General features: G+C 64.6%; 21 protein-coding genes and 1 tRNA gene. 15 read left to right on the top strand and 7 right to left on the bottom strand.

Features of this window, described 5'->3' with window-relative positions; translation table 11 throughout:
- Positions 1-57 precede the first annotated feature (57 nt).
- A complete protein-coding gene (gene glmS / locus ABIA45_RS08355; RefSeq protein WP_404651672.1) occupies positions 58-1884 on the bottom strand; it encodes a glutamine--fructose-6-phosphate transaminase (isomerizing) in 1827 nt (608 codons plus the stop codon).
- Positions 1885-2091: 207 nt separating this feature from the next.
- Here glmS and ABIA45_RS08350 point away from each other — a divergent pair, with 207 nt between their 5' ends.
- Positions 2092-2310, top strand: coding sequence for a hypothetical protein (locus tag ABIA45_RS08350; RefSeq protein ID WP_036012532.1), 219 nt, complete (start codon positions 2092-2094; stop codon positions 2308-2310).
- A gap of 6 nt (positions 2311-2316) precedes the next feature.
- On the opposite strand, the gene glmU is transcribed toward ABIA45_RS08350, so the two are convergent.
- A complete protein-coding gene (gene glmU, locus ABIA45_RS08345) occupies positions 2317-3672 on the bottom strand; it encodes a bifunctional UDP-N-acetylglucosamine diphosphorylase/glucosamine-1-phosphate N-acetyltransferase GlmU (protein WP_404651670.1) in 1356 nt (451 codons plus the stop codon).
- 174 nt (positions 3673-3846) lie between these two features.
- On the opposite strand from glmU, the gene ABIA45_RS08340 reads away from it, so the two are divergent.
- The 3 genes from ABIA45_RS08340 to ABIA45_RS08330 all read left to right on the top strand — a co-directional run bounded on the left by ABIA45_RS08340 (position 3847) and on the right by ABIA45_RS08330 (position 6064).
- Entirely contained in the window at positions 3847-5217 is a 1371-nt protein-coding gene (locus ABIA45_RS08340) for a hypothetical protein (RefSeq protein ID WP_404651668.1), read from the top strand.
- Between the two features lie 133 nt (positions 5218-5350).
- Positions 5351-5791 (top strand): MgtC/SapB family protein, encoded by a 441-nt coding sequence (locus ABIA45_RS08335; RefSeq protein WP_036012541.1) that lies wholly within the window; start codon positions 5351-5353, stop codon positions 5789-5791.
- Positions 5792-5908: 117 nt separating this feature from the next.
- The gene (locus ABIA45_RS08330) at positions 5909-6064 is read left to right on the top strand and encodes a hypothetical protein (protein ID WP_162131179.1); all 156 of its coding nucleotides are present in this window, start codon (positions 5909-5911) and stop codon (positions 6062-6064) included.
- 33 nt (positions 6065-6097) lie between these two features.
- On the opposite strand, the gene ABIA45_RS08325 is transcribed toward ABIA45_RS08330, so the two are convergent.
- On the bottom strand, positions 6098-6244 hold the full coding sequence (locus ABIA45_RS08325; RefSeq protein WP_157286031.1) for a hypothetical protein: 147 nt from the start codon (positions 6242-6244) through the stop codon (positions 6098-6100).
- Positions 6245-6385: 141 nt separating this feature from the next.
- On the opposite strand from ABIA45_RS08325, the gene ABIA45_RS08320 reads away from it, so the two are divergent.
- Positions 6386-6766: a hypothetical protein gene (locus ABIA45_RS08320; RefSeq protein ID WP_036039729.1), complete on the top strand. Its 381-nt coding sequence runs from the start codon at positions 6386-6388 to the stop codon at positions 6764-6766.
- On the opposite strand, the gene ABIA45_RS08315 is transcribed toward ABIA45_RS08320, so the two are convergent.
- The gene (locus ABIA45_RS08315) at positions 6726-8285 is read right to left on the bottom strand and encodes a beta-(1-6) glucans synthase (protein ID WP_271537959.1); all 1560 of its coding nucleotides are present in this window, start codon (positions 8283-8285) and stop codon (positions 6726-6728) included. The genes ABIA45_RS08320 and ABIA45_RS08315 overlap by 41 nt on opposite strands.
- A gap of 328 nt (positions 8286-8613) precedes the next feature.
- Between ABIA45_RS08315 and ABIA45_RS08310 the strand changes: the two genes are divergently transcribed.
- From ABIA45_RS08310 to ABIA45_RS08270, 9 genes are all read left to right on the top strand, one after another.
- On the top strand, positions 8614-9201 hold the full coding sequence (locus tag ABIA45_RS08310; RefSeq protein ID WP_036012549.1) for a hypothetical protein: 588 nt from the start codon (positions 8614-8616) through the stop codon (positions 9199-9201).
- Positions 9202-9432: 231 nt separating this feature from the next.
- The gene (locus tag ABIA45_RS08305; RefSeq protein WP_404651665.1) at positions 9433-12096 is read left to right on the top strand and encodes a glycosyltransferase; all 2664 of its coding nucleotides are present in this window, start codon (positions 9433-9435) and stop codon (positions 12094-12096) included.
- Positions 12097-12416: 320 nt separating this feature from the next.
- Positions 12417-12492: transfer RNA gene (locus ABIA45_RS08300), tRNA-Lys, on the top strand.
- A 179-nt stretch (positions 12493-12671) separates the two neighbouring features.
- Positions 12672-13019 carry a response regulator gene (locus ABIA45_RS08295; RefSeq protein ID WP_036012559.1) on the top strand — a complete coding sequence of 116 codons (348 nt, stop codon included), beginning with the start codon at positions 12672-12674 and terminating at the stop codon, positions 13017-13019.
- Positions 13020-13134: 115 nt separating this feature from the next.
- Positions 13135-13326 carry a hypothetical protein gene (locus tag ABIA45_RS08290; RefSeq protein WP_246732387.1) on the top strand — a complete coding sequence of 64 codons (192 nt, stop codon included), beginning with the start codon at positions 13135-13137 and terminating at the stop codon, positions 13324-13326.
- 48 nt (positions 13327-13374) lie between these two features.
- The gene (locus ABIA45_RS08285) at positions 13375-13803 is read left to right on the top strand and encodes a hypothetical protein (protein WP_404651662.1); all 429 of its coding nucleotides are present in this window, start codon (positions 13375-13377) and stop codon (positions 13801-13803) included.
- 964 nt (positions 13804-14767) lie between these two features.
- A complete protein-coding gene (locus tag ABIA45_RS08280) occupies positions 14768-14905 on the top strand; it encodes a hypothetical protein (protein WP_404651661.1) in 138 nt (45 codons plus the stop codon).
- A gap of 111 nt (positions 14906-15016) precedes the next feature.
- Positions 15017-15175 (top strand): hypothetical protein, encoded by a 159-nt coding sequence (locus tag ABIA45_RS08275; RefSeq protein WP_164936882.1) that lies wholly within the window; start codon positions 15017-15019, stop codon positions 15173-15175.
- Between the two features lie 323 nt (positions 15176-15498).
- Positions 15499-15669 (top strand): hypothetical protein, encoded by a 171-nt coding sequence (locus ABIA45_RS08270; RefSeq protein ID WP_198399911.1) that lies wholly within the window; start codon positions 15499-15501, stop codon positions 15667-15669.
- A gap of 13 nt (positions 15670-15682) precedes the next feature.
- Here the strand turns inward: ABIA45_RS08270 and ABIA45_RS08265 are convergent, their stop codons facing one another.
- Both ABIA45_RS08265 and ABIA45_RS08260 read right to left on the bottom strand, forming a co-directional pair.
- Positions 15683-16354, bottom strand: coding sequence for a hypothetical protein (locus ABIA45_RS08265; protein ID WP_271537947.1), 672 nt, complete (start codon positions 16352-16354; stop codon positions 15683-15685).
- Positions 16355-17624: 1270 nt separating this feature from the next.
- Entirely contained in the window at positions 17625-20723 is a 3099-nt protein-coding gene (locus ABIA45_RS08260) for a DEAD/DEAH box helicase (protein ID WP_404655629.1), read from the bottom strand.
- Positions 20724-21225: 502 nt separating this feature from the next.
- On the opposite strand from ABIA45_RS08260, the gene ABIA45_RS08255 reads away from it, so the two are divergent.
- Positions 21226-21510 carry a hypothetical protein gene (locus ABIA45_RS08255; RefSeq protein WP_275509943.1) on the top strand — a complete coding sequence of 95 codons (285 nt, stop codon included), beginning with the start codon at positions 21226-21228 and terminating at the stop codon, positions 21508-21510.
- A gap of 4 nt (positions 21511-21514) precedes the next feature.
- Here ABIA45_RS08255 and ABIA45_RS08250 read toward each other — a convergent pair whose 3' ends face one another.
- The gene (locus ABIA45_RS08250) at positions 21515-21907 is read right to left on the bottom strand and encodes an NUDIX hydrolase (protein ID WP_157286040.1); all 393 of its coding nucleotides are present in this window, start codon (positions 21905-21907) and stop codon (positions 21515-21517) included.
- Positions 21908-21960 lie beyond the last annotated feature (53 nt).

The following is a 21960-nucleotide window of genomic DNA, read 5'->3' as shown; positions in this document are numbered from 1 at the left end:
AAGCTAGAGTCTTCTAGCAGGTTTTGGAAGAGAGCGGCCGATCGATATCCAGATTGCCTATTCCACGGTCACCGATTTCGCGAGATTGCGCGGCTGGTCGACGTCGGTCCCCATCACGACGGCCGTGTGATAGGCGAGCAGCTGCACCGGGACGGCATAGACCATCGGCGTGAAGGCTGCTGCCATATCGGGCATGACGATGGTGACGAGGGACTCGACCGTCGCCTCCGCCGCGCCCATGGCATCGGTCATCAGGATGATGTTGCCGCCGCGCGCGGCGACCTCCTGCATGTTGGAAACCGTCTTCTCGAACACGCGATCATGTGGGGCGATGACGACGACCGGCATGGTCTCGTCGATCAGCGCGATCGGGCCGTGCTTGAGCTCGCCGGCGGCATAGCCCTCGGCGTGGATGTAGGAGATCTCCTTCAGCTTGAGCGCGCCTTCGAGCGCCAGCGGGAAGCTGGTGCCGCGGCCGAGATAGAGCACGTCGCGCGACTTGGCGATCCGGTGCGCCAGCTTCTCGATCTGGAGCTCGCTCGTGAGCGCATCGGCCATCAGGCGCGGAACCTCGACGAGCCCGTGGACCAGCTTGGTCTCGTCCTCGTCCGACAATTCGCCGCGCGCCTTGCCGGCCGCGATCGCAAGGTTTGCCAGCACCATGAGCTGGCACGTGAACGCCTTGGTCGAGGCGACGCCGATCTCCGGTCCCGCCAGCGTCTGCAGCACCGTCTCGCTCTCGCGCGCGATCGTCGAGGTCGGCACGTTGACGACCGCGATCGTGTGCACGCCCTCGGCCTTGGCATAGCGCAGCGCCGCCAGCGTGTCGGCGGTCTCGCCCGACTGCGAGATGAAGATGGCGAGGTCGCCCTTGCGCAAGGGGGCCTCGCGGTAGCGGAATTCGGAGGCGACGTCGACCTCGACCGGCAGGCGCGCAAAGCGCTCGAACCAGTATTTGGCGACGAACCCGGCATAGCTCGCTGTGCCGCAAGCGGTGATGTTGATGCGCTGGATGTTCTTGAAATCGAAAGGCAGCTTGACCGGCAGCGCGACGCGCTCGGTCGCCATGTCGACGTAGCGCGCCAGCGTGTGGCCGACCACCTCCGGCTGCTCGTGGATCTCCTTGGCCATGAAGTGACGGTAATTGGCCTTGTCGACCAGCGAGGTCGAGGCGGCGTGCCTGATCTTGTCGCGCTGGACGGCATGGCCGTCCTTGTCGAAGATCGCGGCGCTCTTGCGGGTCAGCACCACCCAGTCGCCGTCCTCGAGATAGCTGATCGTGTCGGTGAACGGGCCGAGCGCGATGGCGTCCGAGCCGAGATACATCTCGCCGTCGCCGTAGCCGATCGCCAGCGGCGGGCCGTTGCGGGCACCGATCATGAGGTCGTTGTCGCCGGCGAAGATGAAGCCGAGCGCGAAGGCGCCGCGCAGGCGCGCCAGCGTCAGCTTCACCGCTTCCACTGGCCTATTGCCGCGCGTGAGCAAATCGTCGACGAGATGCAGCACAATCTCGGTGTCGGTCTCGGTGTGGAACACCGTGCCCTTCTTTTCGAGCTCCTCGCGCAGCTCGCGGAAATTCTCGATGATGCCGTTATGGACCACGGCGACGCGCTCGGTCGCGTGCGGGTGGGCGTTGTTGACGGTCGGCTTGCCGTGGGTGGCCCAGCGGGTGTGACCGATGCCGGTGGTGCCCTTGAGCGGCTCGGCCTCGAGCCGCTTCTCCAGATTCTTCAGCTTGCCCTCGGCGCGGCGGCGCTCCAGGTGCTTGCCTTCGAGCGTGGCAACGCCCGCGGAATCGTAGCCGCGATATTCGAGACGTTTGAGCGAATCCACCAATTGCTCTGCAACCGGCGCGCGCCCGAGAATGCCGACAATCCCGCACATGCGGATCACTATCCCCCAAATCGTCGAAAAATCGCCTAAACGACGCGCCCGGTTTTTAGCGAAAATCGCAGGGAACCAGATACTCAATAATTATTGCTGATTGAGACAGCACGGGCGACCGCTGCGTCGATTTGGCCGGCTTAAACCGCGCGCATTAACCTATTGTCAATACATTTGGCCAACGATTCCGGTCGGGAGAACCAGGCCATGAAAGGCTCATCCGACCGCAAGGGTCTGTCGTCGATGTATCTGCGCGCCAGCGAGACCACGGGCACGCACCTTGCGCATTGGCCGCCGCCGCTGCGCGGCAAAGAGAACAAGCCCCTCTTCATCAAGCATCCCGAAGGCGAGCCGGTGAAGCGCGCCAAGCCGCGCGGCTGGCGCCTGACCCGCGCGATCTTCTCCGAATTCGCCGACGAAGAATAGCGCCTTTCACGTCTCCGGCTTCTTGCCGCCGGTCTTCATCTCGCGATAGCGCGCCGCGCCGCCCTCGCGAATGGTCTGCTGGTTGCGCTCCAGCGCCATCGCGTCGTCGGGCACGTCTTTCGTGATCACCGATCCCGAGCCGATATAGGCGCCTTTGCCGATCGTCACCGGGGCGACCAGCGAGGAGTTGGTGCCGACGAAGGCGCCCTGCCCGATCACCGTCTTGTGCTTCTTGAAGCCATCGTAGTTGCAGGTGATGGTGCCGGCGCCGATGTTGGAATTGGCGCCGACGGTGGCATCGCCGATATAGGAGAGATGGTTGACCTTGACGCCGGCCTCCAGCGTCGCCGCCTTAGTCTCCACGAAATTGCCGATGCGCGCGCCGTCGCCGAGCGAGGTGCCGGGACGCAGCCGCGCATAGGGTCCGATCGAGACCTTCTTGCCGAGCGTGGTCTCGACGATGTGCGAGAACGAGTGGATCACCGCGCCGTCCGCGATCGACACGCCGGGGCCGATCACCACGAACGGCTCGATCGTCACGTCCTTGCCGAACACGGTGTCAGTGGACAGATACACCGTCTCCGGCGCGATCAGCGTGACCCCGGCCTCCATCGCCGCCCTGCGCAAACGCGCCTGCATTACGGCTTCGGCCTCGGCCAGTTGCGCCTTGGTGTTGATGCCGCGCACCTCGTCCTCGCTGGTCTCGATCACCACCGACTCCCATCCTTGCCTGCGGACGATTTCGACCGCATCCGTCAGATAATATTCGCCCTTGGAATTGGCATTGCCGATCTGCCCGAGAATGTCGAGCGCACGGCGGCCGTCGATCGCCATCACGCCGGAATTGCACAGATCGATCTTGCGCTCGTGCTCGCTGGCGTCGGCTTGCTCGCGGATCGCAACCAGGCGGTCGCCTTCGACGATGAAGCGGCCGTAGCCGGTCGGATCGGCGGCGCGAAAGCCGAGCGCAGCAATGGCAGCGCCGCGGGCAAGCGGCGCGCGAAGCCGCGCAAAGGTCTCGGCCGAGATCAGCGGCGTGTCGCCGAACGCGATCAGGAGATCATCGGCGCCGCGTGCGATCGCCTCGCGCGCCGCCAGCACCGCATGCGCGGTGCCGAGCCGCTCGGCTTGCACGAAGGTCAGCGCGTCGGGGCGGATGCGCTTGGCTTCATCCGCGACTGCCTGATGATCGGGGCCGATCACGACGGCAAGCGAGGTGCCGGTTCCCTTGGGTGCGGCGGCGAGCACATGCGCGAGCAGACTCTGGTGCGCGACCGTATGCAGCACCTTCGGCAGGCTCGATCGCATGCGCGTGCCTTCGCCGGCGGCGAGCACGATCGTGAGGCTGGAACGGGCGGTCATCGAAATCCTGACAGCTATGGCCGAATCAAATTGGCGCGGACGGGCGGCAACGCCCTCGGAAGCTATCGCCTAGCTACCCCCGCAAACGCCCGGAATTCAAGTGCGGCGCCCTTTTCCTGTTAATGTTCCCTGATTGATTCGGGGAAGCCGGACGGGGCTGGGCGCTTAACATTCATGGCAAAGGATTCCGACCCACTGGCGGACGCCTTCTCCACCAAGGAGACCGGCGGGCTGTTCTCCGGACTTTTGGCCGAGGAAAGCACTTTCGACCGGCGCTTGATGTGGCGGCTGGGCTCGTGGGGCGTGGCGGCCGTCGGCGCCGTCGTCTTGGCCGTGATGGCCAACCAGGCCCAGCTCGGCTGGCGGCGCGACCAGGTTGCGTCCGCCGATCTCGTGCGCCAGGCCGACCGGCTGCAGCTGCTGACCAAGGAGAGCCAGAACGAAGCGCGCCGGCTCGCCGCCGCGATCGAGACGCTGAACAGCGACCGCGACCGGCTGTATTCGCGCGTCACCGTGCTGGAGCAAGGGCTCGATTCCGTCACCGGCGCCATTGCCAAGCAAACGGCCACGCCGCCGCCGGGCGCGAAGCCGCAGGACGCAGCACCCACGGCTCCCAGTGTCGCGCCGGTCGCTTCGACGCCGACGGCGACGAGCGAGAAGCCGCGCAGCGAAGCCGCCAAGGATGGTCAAAAGGACGCTCAGAAGGATCCGCCAAAGGATGCTCAGAAGGAAACGTTGAAGGAGCCGCCGAGCCCGCCGCCGCAGACCGCGGCCGCAGCCTCCCTCGTGCAACAGACTCCAGCAATGACTTCGGCGCTGCCGACCATTCCGCTGGTGCCGGCCAAGTCGCTCATGGCGCCACCTGATCCGGCCGCATCGAAACTGATTCAACCTGAGGCAGCCGAGCAGAAGGCCGAGCCGGCGCCCGCCGCAGCCGAAATCGTGGCGGCAGCAACCAAGCCGCCAGAGCCAGCTGAGAGCGAATCCCCTGCCATCGCCGTTCAGCAGACGCGCTTTGCGATCGATCTCGGCGGCGCCAACTCGATCGACGGCCTGCGCGCGCTCTGGCGCGGCGTGACCAAGTCCAACCCGGAGATCGCAGCGCTGCGGCCGATCATCATGATCAAGGAAGGCAACACCGGCCTCGGCATGCAGCTCCGCCTGGGCGCCGGCCCCCTGGTCAATGCCGCCGCCGCCGCAAAATTCTGCGCGGGTCTCGTCGAGAACGGCCGCCCTTGCGAGACCACCGTGTTCGACGGCCAGCGCCTGTCGATGCGTGGCTCCGACAAGACGCAAGAGAAGACTCAGGACAGAGTCCCGGACAAGGGTTCGGAGACGAGCCAGGACGCTGGCCCTGCAGCCGAAACGGCGCCTGTGTCGAGCGCGAAGCCCGAAAAGCCGCAACGCCGCCGCAGCTACTCCTCAAAACGCACCAAGCGCGAGGAGTCCGCTCCCGCCGCGCAGCCGGCACCAGCGCCGGCGAAACCGGAGGCGGCAGCGTCGTCCGCGGGATCGACGCTGTCGTCGTTCTTCAGGCGGCCATGACGCCTCGGTCCCGGCGCGCACGCAGCCAGCATGCGACCAACGGACGCTTGGACCTCGGCCGCGCTTGGCAGCAAGTTCGCAGGTCCATGTCCGACGTGCGCGAAGCGTCGCCCCTCCAGAAACGCGGGTCTTGATGAACGAACTGGATGATGTGCTGAGGCTACTCGTCGCGGCGGCTACGGGCCTCGTGATCGGCATCGACCGCGACATGAACGACAAGCCGGTGGGCATGCGCACCCTGGCGCTGGTGGCCTTGGGCTCTGCGCTGATCTCGATTTCCGTGATCGAGTTTCAGAATTTGCGCGACCACCCGGATGCAGTCTCGAGGGTGGTCCAAGGCATTGTTACCGGCGTGCTGAGCGGCGTCGGCTTCATCGGTGCGGGCGTCATCCTGCACGACGTCAAGGCCAAGACGGTTCATGGCCTCACTACGGCGGCGACTGTCTGGATCGCTGCCGGTCTTGGCATCGCCTGCGCGCTGGGCGCCTGGCTGCTGGTGGGCGCCGCCATCGCAGTCACGTTATTCGTGCTGTTCGCGCTCAGCTGGCTCGAACGTCGCTTGGGGTTGAAGTAAGTCTGGTAGTCGCACATCGCCGGTGAGCGGCTTCATGCCTCCGCCCAAGTACCAAATGATACGAACGAGACCAACCAGACACGGCACACTCCGCACCGGACTTGATTCGGAGCGGAGATGACGGACGCGAACTTTCTGCGGGAGCAACTCGCGTTGATCCGCGAACTGGCCGAGCGGGCCGATCCCCACATCAGGAAGCGACTGCTCGCCTTGGCTGAAAAATACGAGCGCCGGCTGGCGGAGCAGAGCCGGAACACGCAAGGTCGCAATTGATCGCCCGCTGATCGTCCTTGGCGCAGGCGATGACTATTCCATGCGCGCCTTTTCCTTCAGATCGCGGATGCGCATCTCCGCCTCGTCCTTCGAGCGGACGATTTCCGACCAATCCTCGACCCGCGCCTCCCTGCTCAGCCTCTTGAGCTCGCTCAGCTGCTCCTGCGTCGGCTTCTCCATGCCTCACTCCTAGGCGGTGTTGGCAACACAACGTTGAGAACCAGCGGGAGGCTCGCGTGTTCCTGGAGAGTGCCCGGGCGGATCAACAGAAACCTCGCCTGCCCTGTTGCCTGGCCGCGCCTTCCCGACCATATTGCCGCCATGACAAAGAAGCCCTTCCGCCTCACGCCCTACCAGGTGCAGTTCCTGCTCGTGGTCGGATTCGTCACCGTCGGCTCTGCGCTCTACGTGCGCTATCTCGCGATCGAGTTTTCGCAAGTAGCGCTCGCCTGCGACGCCGGGCTTCAGACCCTGGTCTGCAAGTCGCGCTCGGTCTCGACCGTGCTGTTCAAGAATTCGGTATTCGGTATCGTGGCGCTGGTGGTTGCGACGCTGAACCTGATGCGGCCGTCGATCGTGCTGCTGACCGTCGGCCTCATCGCCGCCGGCCTCGGCATCGTGCTCTACAATGTCGTGCTGTCGGGCCTTGCGATCGGCCTGCTTATTCTTGGCTTTGCTCGGCCCGCGCCCGCCACAGCGTGAGGGCGAACAACAGATAGATCGCGCAGGTCCATAGCGACTGCCAATTGTCGCGGCCTTCGTTGAACAGCACGTACACGGCCGACAGCGCCAGCACCCCCGCGAACACCGCTTCGGCGATCGGACGCTGGCCGATCTGCGGCCGGTTCAGCATCAGAAGCGCAAACGGCACCACCGCCATCGTCAGCGCGGCGTAAGGAAAATCCTTGTAACGCGGGTCGAACACGAAGCCGAGCGCGGTCGCGGAAGCGATCACCGCGGTCACCGCCAGCGTCAGGCCGAGCACCGCCGTGAGCTTCGACCATTTCCGACCCTCGCGCGGGCCGAGCAGGTCGAGGAAGGTCGGCAGGCTGCGGCCGATCACCATCGCCTGCGCGCAGAAGATCGGCGACAGGATGCCGGCCAGCAGCAACGCGCCCCAGAGCAGCCAGCCGCCGATCCCGTAGCTCTCGTAATACATCTTGTCGGCGCCGATCCCGAGCAGGATTCCGGCGGTCGTCGCCGAGATGCCGACGCCCAGCCAGGCCGGGAAACGCGGCGTCCACGGCCGGCGGCGCAGCGTGATCAGCGCGACCGCGAACACCAGCACGGAAAGGCCCATGCCCGCGCCCATGTACCATTTCCAGTACGGGAAATTGCTGATCGGCTGGCCCGGCGGATATTTCAGGCTCCGGCGCACGGAGTCGTACAGGCCCCAATAGCCGCCGACGGTGCCTTCCAGCCTGCGCTTCCAGGGCTGGTCGTAGGACTCGATGAGGTTGACGCGGAACTTGTTCGCCTTCGCGAGGCCGAGGATTTCCGAGACGACGCGCGCCTGATTGGTGCGCGAGGGCAGTGCGCCGTCGCGCATGCGGCCCGCGCTCGGCCAGCCGGTTTCGCCGATCAGGATCTCCTTGCCGGGAAACGCCACCGCCATGCGCTCGCGGATCTGTTCGACATGGGCGGCAGCGAACTTCGCCTTGATCGGGAAATCCTCCCAATAGGGCAGGATATGAATCGTGACGAAGTCGACGGCGTCATACACCTCGCGGTTCTTCAGCCAATATTCCCACACATCGGCATAGGTGACGGGCACGCCGACCTGGGTCTTCACCAGGCGGATGAGAGCGACGAGGTCCGCCGTCGTCATCTCACCGCGCAGCAGCACCTCGTTGCCGACGATGACGGAGGTGATGACGTCAGGGAATTGCTTGATGAGGCGAATGGCGAGCCCGGCCTGCTCGTAGTTCTTGGTGCGGTTGCTGGAGAGCCAGATGCCCTGCAGCACCTTCATCCCGCCGACCTTGGCGGCGATCGCCGGCACCTGGTCGAGCCCGTTCTCCAGCGAATAGGTGCGGACGCAGTCGGTGATCTCCTTGAGCTGGCGCAGGTCCTGCTCGATCTGGTCGGCCTCGATATGGGTCCATGCCTCCAGCGGCGACTGCTCGCCGCGGAACGGCGCGTAGGAGACGCATTGAACCTTGTCGGCGGGATCGATCGGGGCGCGCGCGAGCGTGATCGGCGTGGCAAGCCACCACCACACGGCAGCGATCGCACCCAGTGAGACGAGCAGAAGCGCCAGTGGCGTACGAAGAGAAATCGGTTCCGTCCTCCGCGAAGGGCCGTCGATTACCTTCTCGCACGCCGTCTGCCAAGGGGGCACGTCCGGTGGATCCCTCGCGCCCCCAGGGAATTTACCTGCGCCGGTTCAAAGGTGATCTAGGATCGTGACTTTGCTGGACAAAATTCGAAATACAGGTCATGGACTCCGAAAGACTTTTCCGCCGCATTGGAGACCCATTTGGACGCCATCAGCTAGCGCGTCCGCGGGGCTCCTGACGCGGACGGCCAGCGGATACATTGGGGAATTCATGCGGCAACGGGTGTTCGAGTCACGAAATGCGGTCCTGCGGCAGTTCGCCGCCACCTTGGCCGTCTCCTGCCTGCTCGTTCTGACCGGTGCTGGCGGCGCCTCCGCCCAGAGCGGTCCGCCGGGCCCCGAACAGGGCAAGGCGGCCGCCCAGCCCGCCGACGCCGCCAAGGACGCCGCCCAGAATCAGCGCCGCACCGACGAGTTCGCGGAAGCCGCCCAGGTCATCAACGGCCCGGCCGGCAATCCCGAATGCGTCTGGCTCGGCCGGCGCGTGGTGCGGCTGATGTGGCGGGATGACCTCGACACCGCGTTCCGCCATCTCGACCTCTACGACCGTTTCGGCTGCCCCGGCGGCCACATCCAGGCCGCGTTCCGCTGCCTGACCCGCTTCGGCGGCCAGATCGATCCCAAGGTGGCGGAAACCCTGGATAGCCGTGTGCACGCGTGCTGGATCAACCCGGCCGCCCAGCCGCAGCAGGCGGCGGCTGCGGCCGCCCAGCCGGCAGCGCCGGCCGCCAATGCGCAGCCGCAGCCGGCCGCGAGCCCCTCGCCTGCGGCAAGCCCGTCCCCCACGCCGGCGAAATAGCCCAAGCCAAAATAGCTCCGGTCGTTTCAGCTGCCGTTCAGGAACGACCGGCCATAGAGACGGTTGGCACTGCCGCGCGTCGTTCAAAAAGGCCATGCCCTCATAAGGACATGAGGCCATGACAGTTGTGAAACCGCGCGGCAGAGATATGCTCCCTTTGCCGCGGACTTGGTCGGATCTCGGGGTCGGATCCGCTTCCCTGCCACCTCAGCCCCTATTGGTTTAGCCGCGATGCGCGTTGTCGCCGCCGTTCTGTTGCTCGTGTCTGCGCTCCACGCAGGCAGTTGGGGAGTCCTGCGCGACAGGGAGCCTGCGCCGGACTTCAAGGGCCTGGTGCCGAGCCTGTCCTATACGCCGTTCGAACCGGGCCATGTCGTCGACCTCAACGTCGACCCCGACAAAATTCGGTCGGACTTGAAGAAGCTCTCGACCCTCACGCGAGCGATCCGGTCCTACACCGCGACGGAAGGCAGCGAGCTGGTGCCGCCGATCGCGGCCGAGTTCGGCCTCAAGGTCACGGTCGGCGCGTGGATCGACAAGGACGAGGATCGCAACGAGCGGGAGATCAAGGCCGCCATCGAGCTCGCCCGCAAGAACAGCAACGTGATCGGCATCGTGGTCGGCAACGAGGTGATCTACCGCGGCGAGATGAAGGTCGAGGACCTCATCAGCAAGATCAAGAAGGTCAAGAGCGCGGTCCGTGTTCCCGTGACGACGGGCGAGATCTGGAACATCTGGCGTGATTTCCCGGATCTCGCCTCGAGCGTCGACTTCATCGCCGCGCACGTGCTGCCCTACTGGGAAAATTTCCGTTCGGATCAGGCCGTCGACCAGGCCGTGGACCGCTACAACCTCCTGCGCAATCAGTTCCCGGGCAAGCGCATCGTGATCGCCGAGTTCGGCTGGCCGAGCGCAGGCTATAATTTGCGCAACGCAGACCCGGGTCCGTTCCAGCAGGCGCTGACCTTGCGCAACTTCGTCACCCGCGCCGAAGCGCTCGGCATGGACTACAACATCGTCGAAGCCCTCGATCGGCCCTGGAAGTTCTTCGAAGGCGGCGTCGGTCCGTACTGGGGCGTCCTCAATGCCAGCGGCGAGCCGAAATTCGCCTGGACCGGCCCGGTCGAAAACCCCGACTATTGGAAGCTGATGGGCATCGCGCTGCTGGTCGGCGTGCTGCTGTCGCTGCCGATCCTGCGGATCGAGAAGGCGACCGCGAGGCAAGCCTTCCTGCTGTCGGCGACCGCCAACGGCGTCGGCGCCTGGGCCGCGACCGTGTTCGCCTATTGGAACGGCCACTACTTCCTGTTCGGCTCGGCTTTCGCGCTGACGCTCGGCATGATCCTCCTTGTTCCGCTGGTCCTCATCGCGATGGCGCGCATCGACGAGATCGCCGCGGTTGCCTTCGGCCGGCCGCCGCAGCGCCTGATCGCCAAGAACAAGCCGGTCGAGAACGTGCCCGAGGATTACTGCCCGAAGGTCTCGATCCATATCCCCGCTTATTTCGAGCCGGTCGAGATGCTGAAGCAGACGCTGGATGCGCTGTCGCGGCTGAACTACCCAAACTACGAATGCGTGGTCATCATCAACAACACGCCGGATCCCGCCTTCTGGCAGCCGATCCAGGACCATTGCCGCGCGCTCGGTGAACGCTTCAAATTCATCAACGCCGAGAAGGTGCAGGGCTTCAAGGCCGGCGCGCTCCGGATCGCGATGGACCGCACCGCGGCGGATGCCGAGATCATCGGCATCCTCGATGCCGACTATGTCGTCGAGCCCGACTGGCTGAAGGACCTCGTGCCTGCTTTTGCCGACCCGCGCGTCGGCCTCGTGCAGGCACCGCAGGAGCACCGCGACGGCGATCTGTCGATCATGCACTACATCATGAACGGCGAATATGCCGGCTTCTTCGACATCGGCATGGTCCAGCGCAATGAGGCCAACGCCATCATCGTGCACGGCACGATGTGCCTGATCCGCCGCGCCGCGATGGACATGGCCGGCGGTTGGTCGAGCGACACGATCTGCGAGGACAGCGATCTTGGCCTCGCCATCCAGGAGCTCGGCTGGACCACCCACTACACCAACACCCGCTACGGCGCAGGCCTGCTGCCGGACACCTACGAGGCCTTCAAGAAGCAGCGGCACCGCTGGGCCTATGGCGGCCTGCAGATCGTCAAGAAGCACTGGCGCCGCTTCCTGCCCGGCGCGAGCCGGCTGACGCCCGACCAGAAGCGCGAATATGGCCTCGGCTGGCTGAACTGGCTGGGCGCCGAAAGCCTCGGCGTGGTCGTGGCGCTGCTCAACCTCATCTGGGTGCCGATCGTCGCCTTCGCCGACATCGCCATTCCCGACAAGATCCTGACGCTGCCGATTATCGGCGCCTTCATCGTCTCGCTGGTGCACTTCCTGTCGATGTACCGCGCCCGCGTCGCCATCAAGCCCGGCCAGATGCTGGGTGCCATGATCGCGGCGATGAGCGTGCAATGGACGGTGTCGCGCGCGGTGGCGCAGGGCCTGATCACCGAGCACATCGCCTTCGCCCGCACCTCCAAAGGCGGCCTTTCCCGCATGTCGATCGAGTTCCAGGCGTTCTGGGAGGCCGTGATCGGCACCCTGCTCCTGGTCGGCGCCGGCGTGCTGATCGCCACCAACAGCTACAAGCAGATCACCGAGATCTACATCTTCGCCGGCGTCTTGGTGCTGCAGAGCCTGCCGTTCCTCGCCGCGGTCGCCATCGCCATCCTCGAGCTCAGCCGCATCAACTCGTTCCAGTTCTGGCGCGACAGCGCGATCCGCACCGCCGAGCTGATCGGCCTGCGCCCTGTCGCGCTGCCCCACCCGAGCGCAACGCCGCAGCCGGTGCCGAGCGAGGTGCGGCGGGAGACGAACTGATCCTGCTCCACGCCGGTCTTCGGACCTCGTGCTTTGAAGTCACGAGGTCTTCGGCGTGGATGGCCGGCCGCCAATCGAGGTGAGAATTTTGGCCTAAGCGACGGATAGCCCAGGCCAATCCCCGCTCCTGCCGCGATCTTCGGCAACCACCCGCACTATTGACCTCGGCAGCCACTCCCCCTACACAGCGCGGGCCGAAGGCATGATCCGGAAACAGCCGGTTTTCCCCGCAACGCGATCTCTAGGCGAAGCGGCAAGACATGCCTCTCGAATGTCCGAACACGATGGCGATCTCTTATCTTAGCCATCAGCGGCCATGGGAGCGCGTAGCTCAGCCGGTAGAGCACGTGACTTTTAATCACGGGGTCCTGGGTTCGAGCCCCAGCGCGCTCACCAATAAAATCAAGTAGCAAAAATCGAAATGCCGTCCGGCTCACCAGGAGGGCAGGAACAAAGGCCACCCGTTCCAGCTTGAGTCTCGCTGGCTCGTTGGCCGAGGCGGCCCGACCAGCCGGCACTACGTTTTCTGCGCATGGTCCTCACGTCGTGGACGAAGAGCGCGACTGGAGGGAGACTTGCGGGTTCTTGTAGCCGAAGACGAAGACCTGATCCGGGACGTGGTGGTCGACATCCTGGAAACTCACGGGCATGAGGTGATGGAAGCTGATAGCGGCGAGCGCGCGCTCGAGCTTTGTGCCGAAGCCACACCCGATCTCTTGTTCACCGACATCAGGTTGGCAGGTTCGCTGACGGGCTGGGATGTCGCCATCCAGTGCAGGCAATCCAATCCGCGCATGCCTGTGATCTACGCGACCGGCTATACGCACGCCGCTCCGCGTCCGGTGTCCGGGAGCATCATGCTCCAGAAGCCGTTCGGGCTTGAACGCCTCTTGGAAGCGATGCAGTCGCTCGCGGGCGATTAGCTGCAGCCAGCCGCGGTCATGCTCCGCAGACTGACAATTGTCAGTCGTTCGACTCCACGCAGGAACGAAGGGCCTTCCGCACGCTTTGGCAGGAATGCCAAATATCTCGCCCGGGATGATCAAGCCGCTGCGGCTCGCTCTGCTGTATGGGCACCTGATCGCGCGGGGCGCGCGGCTGTATCATCCGGGCGGCTCGCATCCGGTGTGCAGCCTGTCATTAGCCAAGCAAATGGTCGCGGCGGGTTTGCTCCACGCAAATGGCGAGAGCTTCGAGCTGACGCAGGAAGGCCGAACCTTCGCCGGTTGATGCACACTGCATCATCGGCTTCCCCATGAACTCAACGCCCGCTGGCGCGTGACCACGGTCGTGAAGTCAAGCGAGGCGTTCCAAGCAGCCCGCCCACCGGATCTGCCAAAACCGCTGAAAACTACGGTGACAGTGCACTCAACTGTGAACGAAAACCCGACCAATTACCACTTTTTCCCGAAACGATTCACATATGCGAATGAAGCTACAAAGAAGAATGCCGCTTCTGAGAGGTGCTGGGCGAATCGGGAGCATGCTTCATTGACTGACGAGGTTCCGTTGCAAAGCCGATTCTTCATTCGCATGGGCGGCAAGGGTTGGATGGTCTACGATCGAGAACGCAGGGGCCCAGCACTGATCGGGACCGACATGGCGGCCAATCTGACCAAGGAGCGAGCTGAACAATTGCTACTTCTGCTGATGCCCTCGCGCGCGGAGAAACCGCGTGCGGCGAATGGGGGTGGCTCGCGGGCGTGAACCGGCGGGCCTCCAAGGTTGCGGTCCACTTTCTCGGGCGCCGCATTCGAACGTGTTCACCGGCCACCGTTCGCGTTGCCGTCGGGGCTGGTTCTGGCCTAGACCTCGAAGATTTAATTCTGAACGGTATCTTTTGAGACACCCAGCTCGAATGTTTGAGCAGACGATATCACCCGGCGTGCCACGCTGAGTGGTGCGTCGGGCGGCCTCGGTGTGTCCGCAGCCAGCCCCGGGACGCCCGGGGCCGTTCCTTTGGATTCACGTTTGTTGATGCAGGAACATCCCTCCCGGACGAACCTGTCGTTACCAGGGCTGGCAAGTTTCATGTCGGACCTATGGTAACCAGGTAGGACCGCTATCCAGAGCGGCGGCCCTCGTTCTGAAGCGTGGCACGGGGGCCGCGCCTAGCGCCTCTTTGGCCGATCGGTTTCTGCTGATCGCGATTTAGGGTTGGCACCCTTGCGAATTGTCGGGGGCGGCTTGCCCTCGTGACTATGCCTCTCTTGCATTTGCTCGGCTGCGACTACGCGCGAGCGCAGGTCTTCCAATTCGGAAAGCCCAGAAGCAAGCTCATCGAAACGCTGCTTCAGAACAGCGGTGTGATCGAAAGTGCCCATGTACCCCCTCCGTCACCCGAGCCGACCAAAAAGTGGGAAAATCATGCAATCGAGGAATGCAGAGGCATGGAGCCAGTTCCTTTGAACAGTGCTGCGCCGTTGTCGCAGTTCGAGCGATGCGACTCGGCTCCTCCATCCGCGAACGTTCAGGGGCAGGCGTCACGGCTGCGATCCAATGACGGCCCCGACCGTGGGGGGCTTTTGGGGTGTGAGGCCGGGGCCGCTGGAGGTGCTTGGACCTTGGGGAAGGCCAAAGCCATCGAAGACTAGGAAAAATCGGCAATCACTTCTGCTCGCTTTCGCACATTGCTTGTACGTTTTGTTTGCGCAAACGGAGCCAGTTGCCAATGAAGGACTATCTGGCGCAGATCGAGAAACTTCGCAAAGATGCGGCCGAACGCGCCCTGATCCGCGACTTGGCTACCGATCCAGCCAAGCGCGAAGTATTCGACAGCTCGGAGCCGCGGTGGTGGTCGACATGCTGAGCGGAGCTGAAGAAATGCTGATGCACGGCCAATCCAGCTCAGCATAGGAACGTTTCGACCGGCGGTGAGTCCTACAGGCGCAATCCATCCCGTTTCCTCGCGGATCGAACGATGGAAAAAGCACTCGCCTATGCCATCTCGGCGGCTCTCGTGGGCTTCGGTCTCTTGATCTTTTTCGCCGGTCTGTCTTCCAGCTCGCCCGCCTTATGGACAATCGTCGCGCTGGTCCCGATCACGATCGGGATCGTGAGCGCCTTTGGTCCTGTGTGACTGATGTGGAAACCAGGGCTTTAGGTCAGCCCGTCTGTATTTTTCGAATCGGCAACCCGTGTTCGCTCTCTCGTAGCTTCCAACCGCTGGTGACGCGCGTGAGCCATTTCGTCTCGATGCTTCTGCTTGCGACGGCCCTGGTCCTGACGTTGTGCTTCGGAGTGGCGGCCTGGCGCCTCTCGGCAGACAAAGAGGCCGACATCACCGCCACGATTTCCCATCAGGAATACGGTTGGAGGCCAAGGCCCAGCAACTGAAACTTTGACAAACCCGCTGACATCGCCCCGGAAACGTGTACGCTTCCCCAAAACCGGAGGAACGGCATGTTTGAAATCAACGGTTTCGACACGGCGGGCGTCGTCAATCTCAAGCGGTCCTCACTCGCTGCGGCCCTCAAGAAGGCCCGAGAGCTGGTCCAGGACGGATGCTGGGACGTTCAGGTCGTTGATCCGACAGGCCGGGTCTATACCTCGTTCGAGGAGGAAGCGGCCTAGCTAAGACGCATCCTCAGCTCTCCGGCCCCGCCACCGCAGCCGGGACGCTCAGCGGCGCCCCTCCGATCGACACCGGGCCCAGAGGCCCCAGCGGCTTGGGCTCACGCACCAGCCGCTTGCGCATCGCGGCGGACAGTCCGTAGCGCGCATTCGCTCTGCGAACGGACGACGTCACGTCCGACATCATCACATTCTGCAGCGAGTCGACCTTGGCGATCAGCGTGGAGAGCTGCGACGAGATCTTCTTCACGTCGACCCGCTCCTCCGTGATGCTCTGCCGCAGGGACAGCAGCACCAGCGAATCCTGCTGCAGCAGGGCTGCATTCTGCTGCAGGGTCTGGTTGTTCTCCTGCAGCGAAGCCGTGTGCTGCTGCTGGGCCGACTGGATCTCTTTCAGCGCGGTGACGACCGGATCCGGCTTCGGTGCCGGTGCCTCCTGCCGCGGCAGCAGTTCGGCGAGGCTGGTAACATTCAATGACGGCATGCCGGAGGGCGACGTATAGATGGCCGCCGCGCCGTTGATGGCGAGCGCACACACCGCCAGCGGCAGGATCGTCTTGCGGCGGGGCGTGATTGGCGGCGTTTCAGCTTCCGGGCCTGCGGGCTCCTGCGCGCCTGCAGCGTCTGCAAGGGCGACGGCGTCGAGCTCTTCGGCGAAGCTTGGCGTTTCGAAGGACGTGGTCATTTGCACTGACCCCCATGGAGCGAGCAACAGGAAGCCGCCCCTGGAACGCCTCGCGACGATCCGCTTACGCAGCACCCATACACAACTGCCTAAAATTGTCGGCTTTCTGGATTAATTCCGCGTTAGCGGCGCGGACGGCGGACGGCCCGGCAACCCCGGGCTGATTACGGATCCGGTGCAAGCTCCTCGCCGCGCACCGGCAACAGCCATGCCAGCAACGGATTTTCCGAAGTTGGCATAATGCCACTGTTTTGCCCGACAAATCAACGGCCAAGTGACGGCGCCTCCGTCACGGACCCGGCACGATAGGCCTGATCCGGGTCGTGGACCACGCTTGCTTGGGCCAACCTCGGCCGCGATGGACGCGCCGATGCAGAACGCCTTATCGCACAAGCACATAGCTACTGTGCATGGGGTTGTTTTCGCACTTTCCGGTTTACCCCTCGTCCAGCAACTCGAACAGCTCGTGCGTCCGCTCAAACGCGAGCGCCACATTCCTTTGGAGAGCGCGATGCACCGAATCGACCTGTTCCCCCGTCGCTCGCAGATTACAAACCTGGTCCTATCGGGCTCGTAACGCGTTTGGGCGACACAGTCGTTCGTCGCTCGACCTGGGCCTTGGCATCCAGCACCTTGTCTCCAGCTCGTGCGGCTCGCGGCCGACTGATCTGGTCCGAAAGGCTCGAGCCTCTCCCTGACAGACGATTTGAACCAACACTGGCGTTTCCTTGAGCCTGTGTTGCCGGTCGGAATCTGCTTTGGGAGAACGCCGAACCAGCGGCCTTTTGATCTTCATTGCTCGTGCCGCTGCCAATCGCGCCGATCGGGAGGCCATTTTGAGCGTGACCAGCCCCGGCATTTCTCGCGGCCTGAGCTGCCGCCCGCGACCTCGCAGGCGTGGCGGGCTGGACGTTCGAATTGGTCGCTCCGCTGTTGGTGCGCAGATCTCCGCCGGGCGCGGTGTCCTTCGTCCCCATCCCTGGGGGAGCTGAGGGACCTGCATTGCCCGCACTCGTCCCCATTCCAGAAGGCGCCGAGCCGCCAGCGCTACCCTGCCCCGTTCCCATGCCCGCTCCGGCGGAGCCGGCATTTGCGCCGCCTGCTTGCACCAGGGCCAACAGACATGAGCTTGCGACAATCGTGGCAATCACTGGACGAATGGCATGTGACATCGGACGATCTCCTTCGCCACGCCCAAATTAACTATAATAGTGAAGCAGGGTTTCCGCTACGAATTCGCGGTTGTGCGCGCTGACGAACGCGCAAGCCCCTACCCCTCATCCAGCAGCTCGAACAGCTCCTCCACCAGCTCGAACGGCGCATCACGCACCGGGCTGTGATAGACGACGCGGTCGCCGTCGCGTTGCAGCGATTTTCCGCGCGACTTGCGCAGGCGTCCGGGCAGGAACGTCGCGGCGGCAGCTTCAGGGCCGACGTCGAGGCGGATGATGCCGCGTCGCTTGCATTCGATCCTGAGCTTGGCCGCGGCGAAGAAGTCGCGCGCGAGCTTTGGCAAGGGTCCGAAGCGGCGGGAGGTTTCCTCCTCGAGGTCGTCGAGATCGTCCTCATCGTTGCATCGTGCGGCGCGGGCATAGAGCTCGAGCCGCACCGGCTCGGACTGCACGTAGCTCTCGGGCAGCATGTCCCCGACCGGCAGGTTGAGGTCGGGCACCCACAGCTGCTCGTCGCTCTTCTCCGAGGCCATTTTCAGCAGGTGGCTGTAGAGCACCGGCCCGAACACCTGGACGTGGCCGGATTGCTGCTCCGAGAACAAATCGCCTGCGCCTCGCAGATCCAGATCGCGCTCGCTGATGGCAAAGCCCGCGCCCGGCCGGCTGAACTCCTCGAGCACGGCGAGGCGCTTCTCGGATTGTCCGGACTCCGTCTCGGTCAAGAGATGCGCGAAGGCGCGGATGCCGCCACGGCCGACGCGTCCGCGCAGCTGGTGCAGTTGAGCGAGGCCGAACTTTTCCGGCCAGCACACCACGATGGTGTTGGCGCGGGGAATGTCGAGGCCGCTCTCGACGATGTTGGTCGCGAGCAGGACGTCGGCATGGCCTTCGACGAAGCTCATCATGCGATCGTCGATCTCGTCCGCCGCCAACCTGCCATGCAGGCAGACGATGCGCAGGTCAGGCGCGACGGCCCGCACCCGCGCCAGCATGGGATCGAGATCCTGGATGCGCGGGCAGATCAGGAAGCTTTGGCCGTGGCGGCGCTGCTCGCGCAGCAGCGCCGAGGCGATCGCCGCATCCGACAGCGGCGCGATCCGGGTCGCGACCGGAAGCCGGTGCACCGGGGGCGAGGCGATCACGCTGAGATCGCGGAAGCCGGCAAGGCCGGCGGCCAGCGTCCGTGGGATCGGCGTCGCGCTCATCATCAGCACATGGACGTTCTTGGCGAGCCCGGCGAGCTTGGCTTTCTCCGCCGCGCCAAAATGCTGCTCCTCGTCGACGATGACGAGGCCGAGATCGTCGAACCTGACGTCCTTGCCGGTGAGCGCCTGCGTGCCGATCACGACCTTGATCCGGCCGCTGCGCAGGCCCTCCCTGGTCTCCCGCAGCGCCGCGCCCGATGTCGCGCGCGAGAGGTTGCCGACCTCGATGCCGAACGGGGCAAAGCGCTTCTGAAACGTCGCGACGTGCTGGCGCGCCAGCACCGTCGTCGGCACCGCGACCGCAACCTGCTTGCCCGACAGCACCACCGCGGCCGCAGCGCGCAGCGCGACCTCGGTCTTGCCGAAGCCGACGTCGCCGCAGATCACCCGATCCATCGGATGGCCGGATGCGAGATCATCCAGCACGTCCCGGATCGCCTGGGCCTGGTCGATCGTCGTGAAGTAAGGGAAACGCGCGACGAACTTCTCGTAGGCCGATCCCGGCGGCACCAGCTTTTCGCCGCGCCGCCGCCGGCGCTGGCTGATGTGCTTGGCGAGCGCCTTGCCGGCGATCTGGATCTCGCGCTCGGCCTCGCTGCGGCGCGCCCACCACGTGCTGCCGTCCGCCTTGTCGAGCGAAAGCCTCCCGAGCTCGGCGGCGTAAGGCCACATCAAGGCGAGATCGGGCGGCGGCACCAGCACCGCATTGTCGCCGGCGAACTTCAGGCGGATCATCTCGCGCATCGCGCCGCCGCCGGTGTTGACGGTCTGCAGGCCGTCGAGCACGGCAAGGCCGCGCTGGAGATGAACGACCACCGTGCCCTGCTCCGGCGCATCGGCATGGTCGAAGGCCGCGCTCCAGGCGCGCGCCATCGGCTGCGGATGATGCGCGCGGCTGCCGAGCACGTCGGACGCCGTCACCACGACCAGAGGCTTCTTCGCCGGCACGACGAAACCGGCATCGAGATCGGCGAGCAGCGCCATCTCACCGCCCCGCCCGCGCGCCGCCTCCTCCCAGTCTTCGCAGCGCTCCGCCTTGACGCCGCTCATCCGCTCCATCACGCGCAGATCGTCCTCGTGCGCGGCAACGAGGATCAGCCGCGACCCGGCCCGGCGCGTCTCCTCGACGAAGCCGCGCAACGCCTTCCGGGAGGATGTCAGCTTCGAAAATTCCGGGATGGCCTGGAACGGTGCCGTCCGCGGCAGCACCTTGATGCCCTTGGAGAGCCGCTTCCAATCGCTGCGCCCGAGATATTCGCGCTCCCGCTCGCTGCGGGGCGCGGCCTCCTCGATCGTATCGAGCCATCCGTCGGCATGCGACGGCACGCCGGCATCGGCGATCCATCTGGCGCCCGCGCAATAATCGAACAGGCTGGCGCGCTTGCCGCCTTTGCCGGCAAGGCCGAGCCGCTCCGACATGGGATCGACGAGCAGCTCCTTGGTCTCGAAGATGATCCTGTGCTCATGCGGGTCGAAGGCCACGATCCGTTTGATCGTGTGCTGCGAATGCTCGATCCGGAACGGCCCCAGCGCGCCTGCGGGAAATATCTCGAAGGTCTGGCCGTGGAACAGCGCCCCGCCCGGATAGTCCGGCTCATCGTCGAGATCGTAACCGAGGGATTGGAGGCGGGACTCCAGCTCCTGCTCGGAGAACGTGCCGCCCACCTTCAAGCTCAGGCTCAGGCGCGACAGGCTGGCCGGCGGCGGCATGCGCTCCATCACCGCTTCCGCCGTCGATACGAGAAACACGGGCTTCTTGGATTTCGCAAGACGCCTCAGCACGGAGGCTCTGCGCCCCGCGAGCTCGTGCGAGGGCTCCAGCTGATCGAACGGCAAGGTGTTCAAGCGCGGAAACACCAGCACCTCGCAGGCGGGGTCGAGCGCGTGAATGACGCTGCCGAGCCGCTCCGCCCTGTTCTCGCTCTCGGCGAGAAACACGATGCCGCTGCGTCCGGACTGCTTCCATTGTGCAAGCAGATGAAGGGCCATCATGCCGACAGGCGACGAAGACGAGATCGTGGCGCGCTGCGATCCTTTGCTCTTCTTCGGCGGCTTCTTGGCCACCCTTGCCTTCGTGGAAAGCCTCACTTGGACCCGTTTCTGCTCTTGAACCGCCGCAAACTGAATGCGAGCCGCCTTGCCCCTCGAATCGGCAGCTCGGCGCCATGCATATGGGATTTGCCCTGCGAACGCACCCCTCCTCAACAACGTTCGAGACGGCGGCGCGATCCCTTTCGATCTGCTCTTGGCTGTGAGAATGGAGGCACGAAAAAGCCCCAGCGCTTGGAGCCACGCTGGGGCGTTTCGTTCGAAATGAATCGGTTAAGCAATGACGTCTTCATAGCAGCGGTTTCGCCGCGCGCTTGTGAACTGGTTCACACGCCTTGCTGGCTCGGCGATATCTGGCGGCATCCAGCCACACGCCGGCATTCAAGCTTTCTTCAGACATTTCGGATCAGCTGACGATCCATTTCAAAGTGATTGTCATCCGCGCATGAGTTCGGTCCAGGTTCAGTGCACGCGGTGCAAGAACGTGTTTCGCGATCGCGCCGGCCGATTGCAGGACGGCTATTCCAGGCAATGTCCGAGCTGCGAAGTCGTGCTGTTCTTCGCCGAGGACTCGCAGCATCCTTTCATCAAGCGGGCAATGCGCAGTGCGCGCCAGGTCCGCAAGGAGATGCGGGAGCTCCAGGCCGCGAAGCTCGCCGCACCCGAGCCGGCGGCGGCGCAGTCGAGGAGATTTGCCGGCAGGACGCGATCGGCGACGCGGGAGGACTAGCGGCTCAGCTTCGCCGCCGCTTGCGCGGAAACAGGCGGTCGCGGATGTAGCGCGAGGTCGCCGTCAGGCGGATGCCGCGGGGCTTATGCCAGGCGGCGCGGTCGATCTCCTTCTTGTCGCCGATCGCCAGCCTGCCCTTGGCGGACTTGGCGATGAAGATCGCGTCGCTCATCTTGCGGCCGGAGCGCTTGTTCCTCGCCTTCACTTCCTTCCAGAGGCTGATCCTGCCGAGCTTCAGCTTAGGCAATTCCTCCTTGATCTCGCGCCGCAGGCAGTCCTTCTCCGACTCGCGCGCACGCTTGCGGCCGCCCGGAAACATCCAAAGGCCGTCCGACCGGCGTCTGACCAACAATACCTTGCCGCGCCTGGCGGCAACCAGCTTGGAAGACTTTGCCATTGCTGCCGTTGTCGAAAACAGAATCGACCCAATGGTAACTTGTCTAGTCGAAC

It is taken from the genome of Bradyrhizobium sp. USDA 336 (assembly GCF_044908355.1).
GTDB lineage: Bacteria > Pseudomonadota > Alphaproteobacteria > Rhizobiales > Xanthobacteraceae > Bradyrhizobium > Bradyrhizobium yuanmingense.
This window is presented reverse-complemented; position numbering and strand designations above follow the sequence as displayed.